Origin of the sequence: Micrococcus sp. 116, from assembly GCF_902506395.1 — a bacterium.
Taxonomy (GTDB): Bacteria; Actinomycetota; Actinomycetes; order Actinomycetales; family Micrococcaceae; genus Micrococcus; species Micrococcus luteus.
Genome location: NZ_LR732370.1, coordinates 1,422,429 through 1,434,396 on the forward strand (window position 1 = coordinate 1,422,429; position 11,968 = coordinate 1,434,396).

Below are 11,968 nucleotides of genomic sequence, written 5' to 3' on the forward strand. Positions count from 1 at the left end.
CCCCGGCGACGTGCGCGTCACCCCCGGCCCCGGCGCACCCCGCGGGCTGATCATCCCCGCGGGCGAACTCGTCGAACGCTTCTCCCACGCCTCCGGCCCGGGCGGTCAGGGCGTGAACACGGCGGACTCGCGGGTCCAGCTCAGCCTGGACCTGGCGGCCACCTCCGCCCTCGACGACGTCCAGCGCGCCCGCGTCCTCGCGCGGCTGGCGCCCCGGCTGGCCGGGACGGTCCTCACCGTCAGCGTGGCGGAGCACCGGGCCCAGTGGCGCAACCGGGTGGCCGCCCGCGAGCGGCTCGCGGCGCTGCTGCGCGAGGCCCTGGCCCCGCCGACGCCGCGGCGGGCCACGACGCCGACGCGCGGCTCCCGGCGGCGCCGCCTGGAGGCCAAACGCCGTCGCTCCGAGGTGAAGCGCACGCGCCGCCGCCCCGGCCTCGACTGAGGCCGCTCGCCCGCCGGCCGCGCGGGCTCAGACGCGGGTGTTCTGCGATTCCGGGGCCAGGGGCGCGTGGGCGGGGTTGGACAGGGAGAGCACGACGGCGGCCACGCGCGGGTGTTCGAGGAGGGCGTCCTCCACGCGCTGGAGCAGGACCGCGGCCTCGCTCTCCCGCTCGTCCCCGGCCAGGTCCACGGCCCCGACGACGAAGAGCTTCTCCGGGCCGACGTACTCGAGGTGCAGGTAGCTCACGGAGAGCACCTCGGGCCGCTCCAGCAGCCAGCGCAGCACCCGGGTCCGGATCACCGGGTCGGCGACCTCGCCGACGAGGAACGCCATGTTCCGCGAGAGCAGGAAGATCGCGACGACCCCGAGCAGCACGCCCACGAGGATCGAGCCGGCGGCGTCCCACCGGGGGTCCCCGGTGAGCTGGTGCAGGGCGAGGGCGGCGGCCGCGATGGCCAGGCCGATCAGGGCCGAGGCGTCCTCCACCCACACGGCGCGCAGGGTGGGGTCCGAGGTCTGGCGCAGGAACGTGGCATCGCTGATGTGCCGCCGCTCCGCGTCGCGGCGGACGCGCCGGTGCGCGTTCAGGAACGAGATGCCCTCGAGCACGAACGCGACGGCGAGCACGATGTACGCGATCGTGTACTCCGCCTCCTCCTCGGGGGCGGACCAGGCCGTGATCCCGTGCCAGACCGAGACCGCCGAGCCCACCGCGAACAGGCCGAAGGCCGCGACCATCGACCACACGTAGGCCGCGCGCCCGTAGCCCAGCGGGTGCCGCGCGTCGGGGGCTCGGCCGGCCCGACGCTCCGCCAGCAGCAGGAAGACCTCATTGCCGGCGTCGGCCCAGGAGTGCGCGGCCTCCGCCACCATCGCGGCTGAGCCGGTGACCGCGCCCACGATCGACTTGACGACGGCGATCACCGTGTTCACGCCGAGGGCGATCAGGACGGTCAGCAGGCTCTCGCCGCCGGACTCGGCGGCGGGCGGGGCGACGGCGGGCGGGGTACGGGTCATCCCCCGAGTCTGCCCCTGCAGGCGGGTGCCGGGCCAGGCTCGCCATGTCCGGGTCCGCCGGTCCGGGAGCGCGAGAGGGGGTCCACGCGGATCGGCGTCGCCGAGCCCGTGAGGTCTCCGCGTGCGCGGCCTAGCGTGGGGCCATGACGGATTCTCCCCTGCACCTCGACCGCCCCGACGCCCCCCGCATCATCGTGCTCGGCGCGACGGGCTACGCCGGATCCCTCGTCGTGGACGCCCTCGTGGCCCAGGGCGCACGGCCCGTGCTGGCGGGCCGGAACCGGGACTCGCTCCAGCACGCGGCGAGGCGGCACGACGGGCTGGAGGTCGCCGTCGCCGACGCCGGGGACCCCGCCTCGCTGAGGGCCCTGGTCACGGAGGGCGATGTGCTGGTCTCCACGGTCGGCCCCTTCGAACGCTACGGCCGACCGGTCGCCCGCGCCGCCGCGGAGCGGGGCGCGCACTACGTGGACTCGACCGGTGAGGTCGGCTTCGTGAAGGACCTCAAGGCGGACCTGGACGCCACCGCCCGACGCACGGGCGCCACCCTGCTGCCCGCCCTCGGCTTCGACTACGCGCCGGGCATGCTCGCGGGCGGGCTCGCGCTGGCGGAGGCCGGTGGACGCGCACGGTCCCTGCAGATCGGCTACTTCGCCGACGGCGAGCTGGACCCGCGCGTCGACCTCAGCCACGGGACGCGCCAGACGATGGTGGGCGCCCTCACCGAGCGGACGATCACGTGGCGCGGCGGGCGGCTGGCGACCACGGGCCCGGCCAGCCGGTCGGCCGTCTTCCGGGTCGACGGGCAGGACCGCCGCGGCGTGCTGTTCGGCGGCACGGAGTCCCTGTTCCTGCCGCGGATGCAGCCCGGCCTGGACGAGGTCGAGGTCTTCAACGGCTGGTTCCCGGCGCGGCCCACGCAGATCGGCGCCGCCGCCCTCGGCGCGGTGGGGTGGCTCCCCGGCGTCGCCCGCGGCGTGCAGGCCCTGCTGCGGCCCCTGGCCGGCGACCCGGGTGGCCCCGACGCCGCAGACCGGGCCCGCACGGGCTCCCGGGTCGGGGCGATCGCGCGCGACGCGGCCGGCCGCATCGTGGCGGACGTGCACCTGCGCGGCCCCAACGCCTACACGTTGACCGGGGACCTCATGGCCTGGGGCGCCCGGCAGCTCGCCGCAGGCCGGGCCCGCGAGGCCGGCGTCGTCAGCCCGATCCAGGCGTTCGGCCTCGACGACTTCGAGACGGCCTGCACCGCGGCCGGTCTGGTGCGGGCATGATCCCGACGACTGACCCCGCCCACGGCCCTCAGCGGGGGCGACGCCGGGGGCGGCTGATCCAGGCCAGATAGGCGCTGCCACCGGTCAGGGCGGCGCCGCCGGCGGCCACCACCGGCCCGGCGAAGCGGCCGAGCCGGTCCCTGTACGCCACGAGCACGTTCGTGCCGCCGGTGATCATCGCGGCCACCACCATGGCGGCCACCACCCGGTCGCCCGTCCGCTCGAGGCGCGTCACGAGCGGCTCGAGCTCGCTCGCGCGGACGGTGACGTCGATCCCGCCGTCGTCGATGCGTTCCATCACCTTGCGGGCGTACTCCGGCAGGTCGATGCCGAGCTCGGCCGCCGCGATCGTGGCCCGGCCGATCCGGCCCGCCACCCGCCGGGGGTCGAGGTGCTCCCCCACGAGGCGCAGGGCGAAGGGGTCGAGCACGCGGGTGTAGTCGAAGCCGGGGTGCAGGCGGCGGCCGATGCCGTCCACGATGATCAGCATCCGCAGCAGCTGCACGAGCTCGGGCGGCAGGGACAGCCGGTGACGCCGCACGAGGGCGAAGATCTCCGAGACCAGCTGCGCCACGCGGATGTCCTCGAGCTCGCGCCCCTCGAGGCGGCCGATGATCCGGGCCACCTCCAGCCGGAGCCGACGGCGGTCCACCGGGCCGCGCGGCGGGGCGATGTCCAGCAGGGCCCGCACCAGTCCGTCGGTGTCCTGCCGGGCCAGCGCCATGGCCAGGCCCGCGAACCGGCGCCGGAGGGACGGGGAGATCCTCCCGACGGAGCCGAAGTCGATGAACCCGACGGTCCCGTCCGGTTCGATGAACAGGTTGCCCGCGTGCGGGTCCGCGTGGAACACGCCGTGCTCGAACACCATGGCCAGCAGCACGTCGGCGGCCCGGTACGCCAGCTCCTCCCGGTCGATGCCGGCGGCGTCGAGTCCGGCCAGGTCGTCCACGCGCAGCCCGGAGAGCTCCTCCATGGTCAGCACGCGCGAGGTGGTCAGGTCCCACTCGATCCACGGGAACCGCACGCCCGGGGTGTCCCGGAAGCCGGCGGCGATCTCCTCGCAGGCCCGCGCCTCCACCACGTAGTCGAGCTCGGCGCGCAGCGAGCGGTCGAACTCGTCCACCATGGACGGCACGTCCAGGTCGGCGAAGGTCCGTGAGGCCCGCGACCACGTGGCCGCCAGCGTCCGCAGGATCTCCAGGTCCGCCTGGACCTGCTCCACCACGCCGGGCTTGCGGACCTTCACGACGACGGCGCGTCCGTCGTGCAGGCGCGCGCGGTGGGCCTGGCCGATGGAGGCGGTGGCCAGGGGCACCCGGTCGAACCGGGCGAACAGGGTGTCGACGTCGGCGCCGAGGTCCTCCTCGACCGTCCGGGCGACGGCCTCGAAGGGCACCGCCGTCGTGCTGTCCGTCAGGCGGGCGAACGCCGCGCAGTAGGCCTCGGGGAACAGGTCCGGGCGCGCCGAGATCAGCTGCCCGAGCTTCACGAAGGTGACGCCCAGCTCCTCGAACGTGCGCACGAACAGCTCGGGGCGGGCCTCGGCGTCGATGCCCAGGTGCGGCTCCCCCTCCTCGAGGGGCAGCCACCGGGAGAGCCCGGCCTGCACGGCCGAGGCCCTGAGGCCGTTGCGGGCCATGACGTGGGCGATCTCGCGGTAGCGCTGCAGGTGGAGGGCCATGACGCCCACGCTACCGACCGCGCGGAGGGGTGAGCCTCGCCGCTCCGTCGGCGTACCGCAGGGCGCCCGGCCGGATCCGCGCGTCGGCCCCGATCCGCATCCCGTCCGCGAGCGCGCCCGCCGCGCGCAGCTCCCGCAGCCGCGCCAGCACCCGGTCCCGCACGTCCCACGGGCTGATCGTGTTGACGTTGATCTTGGTGGCGCCCTCGAAGCCGGCGAGTGTGGAGACGCGCCACTTGAGCATCACGCGCCAGGGCATCGGGGACGCGACGCCGGGCGGGCGGGTGTGCCATTCCTCGTTGGAGGGGACCTCGGGCCCGGTGGCCGCGTGGGCGGCGTGCAGCAGGTCGGACACGGCGCGCAGCTCGGCCGCGGACTGCCGCCACGGCTGCCCCACCGGGCTCGTGGAGTAGACCTCGACCGTCGGATACCGGTGGCCGAAGCCGGCGAACATCACGGCGTGCTCGTCGGCGGCGATCACGAGGTCGTGCGCCACGGCCACGTCCAGCGCGGCGTGGTTGAACACCTGCGGGTCCTCGCGCAGCCGGTCCAGGGCGGCGGCGTTCTGCGCGCCGACCTCGTCGATGGCCACGAGCTGCTTGTGCAGGTGGTCGAAGGAGGCGCCGGCGGGCTTGAGCCAGTTCTGGAACACGGAGACGTACCGCACGGCGGGCGTGGTCGCGTAGAGGTCCCGCATCGCGTCGGCGGTCAGGGCCAGGAACGCGTGGTGCTCGTCCGGGGTGAGGGTGCCCGAGGAGGCCAGCTGGTGGTCGTCCACGGCGCCGTCGACGAAGTGCCGCCGGGCGATCACCACGTCGTGCGTGCCGCCGAAGAACCCGGCCGACGCCGCGATCAGCTCCGCCTCGGACATCGCCGCCGCCTCCTCGGCGGAGCGGCCGGAGGCGCGCAACTTCGCGGCGACGACGGCGCGCACGTGGGCGCGGCCGGCCTCGGTGGCCAGATACTCGTCACGGCGGCGGCGCGCGTCCGGGGGGAGTTCGTGGCCGTGGTTGAGACGCCAGTAGTCGTAGCTGAGGATCTCGAAGAGGTTGGGGACCCGGCGGAAGGCCGGGATCGTCTCCTCGAGCCGCTCCGCGGCCGGATGCCGCAGGATCTGCCAGGCCGGGGCGCCGTCGTCGGCCCTCGTGGAGACGATGCGTGACTTCTCCGGCGGCGTCTCCAACAGGCGGTGCTCGCAGAAGGCGCAGTGCCGGCCGTGCTGGGCGGGGTCGAGCGGCTGCGGGGCGGGCCGGACGAGGCCGAGCGGGCGGTGGCCGCGGCCCGGCACGGTCCAGACCTCGGTGCCGGTGAAGGGGTTGCGCTGCTTGACGGTGCCGTCCGGCAGTCGGGTGAGGGGCTCGCTCACAGACGGGTGCACGAGGCCAGGATACGAGGCGGTGCCGGCCCGGGCAGACCGGCGGCCAGGTGCCCGCCGGTCAGAACTCGAGCAGCACCTTGCCCTTGGCGTGGTGGGACTCGAGACGCTCGAACGCCTGCTCCCAGTCGGCCAGGGGGTAGCGGCTGTCCACGGTCACGGCCAGCTCGCCGGCGTCCACGAGCCGGACGAGCTCGGCCAGGCCCGCCCCGTCCGGATGCATGAGGAAGAACTCGTAGGTCACCCCGGCCTTCTTCGCGGCCCGGCGCACCTTGGCACTGGCCACCCGGGAGACGACGGCGGCCAGCGGCCGACGCGACGGGCGCGCGGTCTCACGAAGGCTGCCGGGGCTCGGCGGGCCCGCGATGGTCACCAGCCGGCCGCCGGGCTCGATCGAGCCGAGCAGCTCGGCCATCTGATCACCGCCGATGAGGTCGAACACCTTGTCGAAGCGCTCGCCCCCCTCTGCGACGGTGCGGGCGCGATAGTCGATCACCGCGTCGGCGCCGGCCTCGCGGACGTACGGCTCACCCGCCGCGGAGGCGGTCACGGTCACGTGCGCGCCGCGCAGGTGTGCCAGGCGCGTGGCGATCAGCCCGACGCCGCCGGCGGCCCCGGTGATCAGCAGCCGCTCCCCGGGCTGCAGGCCCAGGTGCTCCGGGCCGAGTGCCTGCTGGGCGGTCAGGCCGGCGAGCGGCAGGCCGGCCGCGTCCGTCAGGGGCACGCGGGCGGGCGCGGCGGCCACCCAGTCCGCGCGCACCGCGGCCAGCTCGGCGAACGCCCCGTGGCCGGAGGGGTCCACGCGGGTGATCACCGCGTCACCCGGGGCGAACGCGGTCACCCCGGCGCCCACGGTCTCGACGATGCCGCTGAGCTCGTTGCCGGCGACCGTGGGGAAGTCGTCGGGGGCGATGGCCTTGAAGTCGCCTTCGCGATGCATCGCGTCGACGGGGTTGAGGCCGACCGCGCGGGTGCGGATCAGCACCTCACCGGCGCCGACCGTGGGGGCGGGGACGTCGGTGAGGGCCATGGCCTCACGGCCGCCGTAGGACTGGAGGACGAGTGCTCGCATGACGCCGAGCCTAGGCGCGCCGCCCCGGAGTGCCGAGCCCTGTTCGCCGTCGCGGATCACGCGGGCCGGGCTCGGTGACCTCCGGCGTGATCATCCCCACGGCCACCCGTGACGCGGGTACGCTGATCGCTGTTCCACGTCACAGCGCTCTCGCTCGACTCGTCTCACCCGCACGGAGGCCTCACCCATGTCGTCCCGCATCCACCACCCCGGCCTCCGGTCGAAGGTGATGTCCGCCGCGGAGGCGGCGGCGTTCATCCAGCACGGCACCACCGTGGGCATGAGCGGGTTCACCGGGTCCGGCTACCCGAAGGCCGTGCCGATGGCGCTGGCCGAGCGGGCCAAGGAGCTGCACGCGCGCGGCGAGGAGTTCCGCATCAACCTCCACACGGGGGCGTCCACCTCCGCGGAGATGGACGGCGCGCTGGCCGAGGCGGACGCCGTCGCGCTGCGCACCCCGTTCCAGTCGGACCCGACGATGCGCGCCAAGATCAACGCGGGCGCCATCGAGTACATCGACACGCACCTGTCCCACCTGGCGCAGACCGTGTGGAACGGCTTCTACGGGCCCATGACCACCGCGGTGATCGAGGTGTCCGGGATCCGCGAGGACGGCCGTCTCGTCCCCAGCTCCTCCGTGGGCAACAACAAGTCCTGGATCGACCTGGCGGATCAGGTGATCCTCGAGGTCAACTCGTGGCAGAGCGAGGACCTCGAGGGTCTGCATGACGTCTACTACGGCACCGCGCTGCCCCCGCACCGCTCGCCGATCATGCTCACCCACCCCGCGGACCGCATCGGTGAGACGTACCTGCGGTGCGATCCGGCCAAGGTGGTGGCCGTCGTCGAGACCCACGCCCCGGACCGCAACTCTGCCTTCAAGCCCGCCGACGCGGACTCGATCGCGATCGCCCAGCACCTCGTGGAGTTCTTCGAGCACGAGGTGGCCCAGGGCCGGTACGACGAGCGGCTGCTGCCGCTGCAGTCGGGCGTGGGCAACATCGCGAACGCGGTGATGTCCGAGCTGGTGAAGTCCCGGTTCACAGGCCTGTCCGCGTTCACCGAGGTGGTCCAGGACGGCATGCTCGACGCCCTGGACTCCGGCACCCTGGCGACCGCGTCCGCGACCGCGTTCTCCCTGTCCACCGAGGCCGCCGAACGGTTCAACGACAACGCCGCGAAATATCGGGACAAGCTGATCCTGCGCACCCAGGAGATCTCCAACCACCCCGAGCTCGTGCGCCGGCTCGGCATCCTCGCCATGAACGGCATGCTCGAGGCCGACCTGTACGGCAACGTGAACTCACGCACCTGATGGGCACGAAGATGATGAACGGTCTCGGCGGCTCCGGCGACTTCGCCCGCAACGCGTTCACCTCGTTCTTCCTCACCCCGTCCACGGCCAAGGGCGGGGACATCTCCTGCATCGTGCCGATGGTCTCGCACGTGGACCACACCGAGCACGACGTGCACGTGGTGGTCACCGAGCAGGGGCTGGCCGACCTGCGCGGCCTCTCCCCCAAGCAGCGCGCCCGCACGATCATCGACACGTGCGCGCACCCGGACTACAGGGAGCAGCTGCGGGACTACTTCGACCGCGCGATGCGCGGGTCGGACGGCCTGCACACCCCGCACCTGTTGGGCGAGGCCCTGTCCTGGCACCAGCGCTTCCTCGAGACCGGGACGATGCGTCAAGGCTGACGGCCCGCCGGACCGGACACCTGCGGAACGGGCCGCGCCTCGCGACGGGTTGACGTCATGCCGGCTCCGGGCACGTGCCCGGAGCCGGCCCAGGGCCGCAGGACCGGCGACGGCGTCAGCCGCGCCCGCCCTGCTCCCGCTCGGGGATTCCCGCGGCCCACAGGGCGGCCGCGATGAGGGCGGGCTGGCCGAACAGCCGCGCCAGGCGGCGGCCGTCGGTGTCCAGCCCGAAGCCGTCCTTGCGCTCGGCGTACTGCCCGATGTTCCCGGGGTAGATCGCCGTGTAGAAGGCCGCCAGGGCGGTGCCGGTCAGGCGGCGCTGCCCGGGGAGCGCCAGGAGAGCGGCCCCGAGGCCGATCTCGGCCACGCCGGATCCGAGCACCACGAGGTCCGCCGGGAGCGGGACCCACGAGGGCACCTGGGCGCGGAACTCACGGCGCGCCACGGTGAGGTGGGACAGCCCCGCGGCGGTCATGAACCCGCCGAGGCCGAGGCGGGCGGCGGTCTGGGAGAGGGGGGCGGACTGCCGGCGCTTCGTCATCACGCCTCCCCGAGCTCGAGGACGACGTCGATGTTGCCCCGGGTGGCGTTCGAATAGGGGCACACCTGATGCGCCTGCTCCATGAGGGCGCGGGCCTGGTCCGCGGGGACGTTGGGCAGCACGACCTCGAGGGTGACCTCCAGGCCGAAGCCCTCACCCTGGCGGCCGATGCCCACGCGCGCGCCGACGGAGGAGTCGGTGATGTCGGCACGGGAGGCCCGGGCGACCATCTGCAGGGCCGAGTGGAAGCACGCGGCGTAGCCGGCGGCGAACAGCTGCTCGGGGTTGGTGCCCTGGCCGGAGCCGCCCATCTCGGTGGGCACCGCGAGGTCGAGGTCGACCCGCCCGTCGGTGGTGCGGACATGGCCGTCGCGGCCGGCGCCGGTGCTGAGCGCCTCGGCGGTGTAGATGGTCTCCATGAGAGGTCCTTTCATCCGCCCGCCCCGTGCGGGACGAGTCGGATCCAGCCTGCCACCCGGCTAGGTCGCGCGCAACCAAGTCGCTCCCCAGCGACCACTAGAATCGCTTCCATGGATGCCGCGCCGACCCCCAGCCTCGCCCTCGAGGACCAGCTCTGCTTCGCCCTGCACCGGGCGGCGCGCGCCGTCACGCGCGGCTACGGCCCCCTGCTGTCCCGCCTCGGCCTCACCTACCCTCAGTACCTCGTGATGCTCACCCTGTGGCAGGCGGAGGGTGACGCCTCGGCCGAGACGGATGCGTCGACACCGGACGCCGGGGCGCTGGGAGTCGGCGCGCTGCGAGACAGGCTCGGCATGGACAACGGCACCATCACGCCTCTGGTGCGGCGCCTGGCCGGCATGGGGCTCGTCACGCGGGAGCGCGACGTCCACGACGAGCGACGCGTGCTGGTCCGGCTGACGGACGAGGGGCGGGCGCTGCGGGCGTCCGCCCGGACGGTCCCGGTGGACGCCCTCACCCGGATCCCCCTCGACACCACCGAGCGCCAGGTCCTCATGGACCTGCTGAACCGGATCACCGAGGCCGCCGGGCCGCGCTGAAACGGCGGGAGCGGCCCGCGCGGAGCGCGGGTCAGCGCACCCGGTCCAGGATCGCCCGGGCGACGGCGTCCGCCTCGCGCTCGGGCAGCCAGTGGTCCGCGTCGAGCTTCACGAACCGGTACTCCCCCGCCACCTGCCCGGCCGTGAGCTCGGCGGCCCGCGGCCCCAGGGCCGCGTCCCGGGTGCCCCACACGTACGTGGTGGGGACCGACACGGGCGCGCTGCTCGTGGTGGTCACCAGATCCGGGTTCGCCCGATACCAGTTCACCGGGCCGCGCAGGCTCTGCGGGGTGGAGAACCGGCGGGCGTAGTGCTCCGCCCCGGGGACCTGCCCCCGCTGCAGCAGGGAGCCCAGCCTTCGCGAGAGGATCCGTTCGGGGAGGGCCGGTGCCTGGAAGGCGGCGATGTACCAGCTGCGGCGCAGCTGGTCCGGGCCGCGCAGGGCGCGGGCCAGGGCGGCCGGGTGCGGCGTGGACAGGACGGTCAGGGACGCGACGCGCTCGGGGTGGGCGGTGGCCAGCGCCCAGGCGACGGCGCCGCCCCAGTCATGGCCGACGACGTGGACGCGCCGCGCCCCCGCCGCGTCCGCCAGCGCGACGGCGTCCCCCACGAGCGCCGGGAGGCGGTAGGCCGCCGTCGCCCGCGGCGCGGCCCCCGGGGAGTAGCCGCGCTGGTCCGGCGCGAGGGTGCGCAGCCCCGCGGCGTGCAGCAGCGGCTCGACGTGCCTCCAGGACGTGGCGTCCTGCGGGAAGCCGTGCAGCAGCAGGACCACCTCCCCCTCGGCCGGCCCGCCGTCGCGGACATCGAAGGTCAGGCCCTGATGCCGGAAGGTGTCCATGCCGCCCCCGAGTGCGCCGTCGCTCGTCACAGCCGGACGACCATCTTCCCCGTGTTGGCGCCCTCGAGCAGGTCGATGAACGCCTGGGGCGCGTTCTCCAGACCCTCCCGGACGGTCTCGTCCCACTGGATCTTCCCGTCGGCGACCCACGGGCCCACGCGCTCGAGGAACTCGGGACGGACCTGCGCCGCGTACTTCTGCAGGACGAAGCCGCGCAGGGTCAGCCGCTTGCCGATCGCCAGGGCGAGGTTGCGCGGGGCCGCCGGCGGCTCCGTCGAGTTGTACTGGGCGATCGCACCGCACATCGCCACGCGGCCGTCGACCCGCAGCGCGGCGATGGCGGCCTCGAGGTGGTCGCCGCCCACGTTGTCGAAGTAGACGTCGATCCCCTCCGGCGCGGCCTCGGCCAGCAGGTCCGTGGGCGAGCCGTCGTGGTAGTCGAACGCGGCGTCGAAGCCCAGCTCCTTCACCCACGCCACCTTCTCGGGCGTGCCGGCCGAGCCGACGACGCGCGAGGCGCCCAGGAGGCGGGCGATCTGGCCGGCGACCGAGCCGACGGCCCCCGCGGCGCCCGAGATGAACACGGCGTCGCCCTCCTGCATCTCGGCCACGTGCACGAGGCCGGTGTAGGCGGTCAGACCCGTCATGCCCAGCACGCCCAGGTAGGCGCTGTCCGAGAGCTGGGAGGTGTCCACAGCCTGGACGGTGTCGCCGTCGAGGACGGCGTGCTCGCGCCAGCCGAGTCCGTGGAGCACGGACGTGCCCTCCGGCACGTCCGCGTGGCGCGAGGCGATCACGGTGCCCACCGCGCCGCCGTCGAGGGGGGCGTCGAGCTGGAACGGGGGCACGTAGGACTCGACGTCGTTCATCCGGCCGCGCATGTACGGGTCCACGGACATCACGGTGTTGCGCACGAGGACCTGGCCCTCGGCGAGCTCGGGGAGCTCGACCTCCGTGAGGCGGAAGTTCTCCGGCGTCGGGGCGCCGTGGGGGCGGGAGGCGAGGTGG

Annotated in this window: 11 protein-coding genes and 1 pseudogene; 4 read left to right on the top strand and 8 right to left on the bottom strand. The window is 74.4% G+C overall.

Features of this window, described 5'->3' with window-relative positions; translation table 11 throughout:
* Nucleotides 1-10: 10 nt before the first annotated feature.
* Nucleotides 11-442, top strand: coding sequence for an alternative ribosome rescue aminoacyl-tRNA hydrolase ArfB (gene arfB, locus CITRIK5_RS06530; RefSeq protein ID WP_159833732.1), 432 nt, complete (start codon nt 11-13; stop codon nt 440-442).
* A gap of 27 nt (nt 443-469) precedes the next feature.
* On the opposite strand, the gene CITRIK5_RS06535 is transcribed toward arfB, so the two are convergent.
* The gene (locus CITRIK5_RS06535; protein ID WP_020626298.1) at nt 470-1,459 is read right to left on the bottom strand and encodes a cation diffusion facilitator family transporter; all 990 of its coding nucleotides are present in this window, start codon (nt 1,457-1,459) and stop codon (nt 470-472) included.
* Nucleotides 1,460-1,602: 143 nt separating this feature from the next.
* On the opposite strand from CITRIK5_RS06535, the gene CITRIK5_RS06540 reads away from it, so the two are divergent.
* A complete protein-coding gene (locus tag CITRIK5_RS06540) occupies nt 1,603-2,733 on the top strand; it encodes a trans-acting enoyl reductase family protein (RefSeq protein ID WP_159833339.1) in 1,131 nt (376 codons plus the stop codon).
* A 28-nt stretch (nt 2,734-2,761) separates the two neighbouring features.
* Here CITRIK5_RS06540 and CITRIK5_RS06545 read toward each other — a convergent pair whose 3' ends face one another.
* From CITRIK5_RS06545 to CITRIK5_RS06555, 3 genes are read right to left on the bottom strand one after another with little or no spacing between them, the layout of a single operon-like run.
* Complete coding sequence (locus tag CITRIK5_RS06545) at nt 2,762-4,414, bottom strand: AarF/ABC1/UbiB kinase family protein (RefSeq protein ID WP_159833341.1); 1,653 nt, start codon at nt 4,412-4,414, stop codon at nt 2,762-2,764.
* Between the two features lie 10 nt (nt 4,415-4,424).
* Nucleotides 4,425-5,792, bottom strand: coding sequence for a DUF4921 family protein (locus CITRIK5_RS06550; RefSeq protein ID WP_236557153.1), 1,368 nt, complete (start codon nt 5,790-5,792; stop codon nt 4,425-4,427).
* Between the two features lie 58 nt (nt 5,793-5,850).
* Complete coding sequence (locus CITRIK5_RS06555) at nt 5,851-6,861, bottom strand: NADP-dependent oxidoreductase (RefSeq protein ID WP_159833343.1); 1,011 nt, start codon at nt 6,859-6,861, stop codon at nt 5,851-5,853.
* Nucleotides 6,862-7,048: 187 nt separating this feature from the next.
* Between CITRIK5_RS06555 and CITRIK5_RS06560 the strand changes: the two are divergent.
* Nucleotides 7,049-8,562 (top strand): annotated as a pseudogene (locus CITRIK5_RS06560) (acetyl-CoA hydrolase/transferase family protein).
* A 115-nt stretch (nt 8,563-8,677) separates the two neighbouring features.
* Here CITRIK5_RS06560 and CITRIK5_RS06565 read toward each other — a convergent pair.
* Nucleotides 8,678-9,103, bottom strand: a complete 426-nt coding sequence (locus CITRIK5_RS06565; RefSeq protein WP_095694796.1) for a hypothetical protein — start codon at nt 9,101-9,103, stop codon at nt 8,678-8,680.
* The gene (locus tag CITRIK5_RS06570) at nt 9,103-9,522 is read right to left on the bottom strand and encodes an organic hydroperoxide resistance protein (protein ID WP_002855232.1); all 420 of its coding nucleotides are present in this window, start codon (nt 9,520-9,522) and stop codon (nt 9,103-9,105) included. The genes CITRIK5_RS06565 and CITRIK5_RS06570 overlap by 1 nt, the downstream gene beginning before the upstream one ends.
* A gap of 111 nt (nt 9,523-9,633) precedes the next feature.
* Here CITRIK5_RS06570 and CITRIK5_RS06575 point away from each other — a divergent pair, with 111 nt between their 5' ends.
* Entirely contained in the window at nt 9,634-10,122 is a 489-nt protein-coding gene (locus tag CITRIK5_RS06575; protein WP_159833345.1) for a MarR family winged helix-turn-helix transcriptional regulator, read from the top strand.
* 31 nt (nt 10,123-10,153) lie between these two features.
* On the opposite strand, the gene CITRIK5_RS06580 is transcribed toward CITRIK5_RS06575, so the two are convergent.
* Together CITRIK5_RS06580 and CITRIK5_RS06585 are read right to left on the bottom strand one after the other, a co-directional pair.
* Nucleotides 10,154-10,960 carry an alpha/beta fold hydrolase gene (locus CITRIK5_RS06580; protein WP_236557154.1) on the bottom strand — a complete coding sequence of 269 codons (807 nt, stop codon included), beginning with the start codon at nt 10,958-10,960 and terminating at the stop codon, nt 10,154-10,156.
* 26 nt (nt 10,961-10,986) lie between these two features.
* On the bottom strand, nt 10,987-11,968 hold a 982-nt coding region (locus tag CITRIK5_RS06585; RefSeq protein ID WP_159833349.1), incomplete at its 5' end, for an NADP-dependent oxidoreductase.

What these genes read in the sequence shown, in the direction of transcription:
- CITRIK5_RS06570 (WP_002855232.1), bottom strand. Translation starts at nt 9,522, where the DNA reads ATGGAGACCATCTACACCGCCGAGGCGCTCAGCACCGGCGCCGGCCGC.
- CITRIK5_RS06575 (WP_159833345.1), top strand. Translation starts at nt 9,634, where the DNA reads ATGGATGCCGCGCCGACCCCCAGCCTCGCCCTCGAGGACCAGCTCTGC.
- CITRIK5_RS06545 (WP_159833341.1), bottom strand. Translation starts at nt 4,414, where the DNA reads ATGGCCCTCCACCTGCAGCGCTACCGCGAGATCGCCCACGTCATGGCC.
- CITRIK5_RS06565 (WP_095694796.1), bottom strand. Translation starts at nt 9,103, where the DNA reads ATGACGAAGCGCCGGCAGTCCGCCCCCCTCTCCCAGACCGCCGCCCGC.
- CITRIK5_RS06540 (WP_159833339.1), top strand. Translation starts at nt 1,603, where the DNA reads ATGACGGATTCTCCCCTGCACCTCGACCGCCCCGACGCCCCCCGCATC.
- CITRIK5_RS06555 (WP_159833343.1), bottom strand. Translation starts at nt 6,861, where the DNA reads ATGCGAGCACTCGTCCTCCAGTCCTACGGCGGCCGTGAGGCCATGGCC.
- CITRIK5_RS06580 (WP_236557154.1), bottom strand. Translation starts at nt 10,960, where the DNA reads ATGGACACCTTCCGGCATCAGGGCCTGACCTTCGATGTCCGCGACGGC.
- CITRIK5_RS06535 (WP_020626298.1), bottom strand. Translation starts at nt 1,459, where the DNA reads ATGACCCGTACCCCGCCCGCCGTCGCCCCGCCCGCCGCCGAGTCCGGC.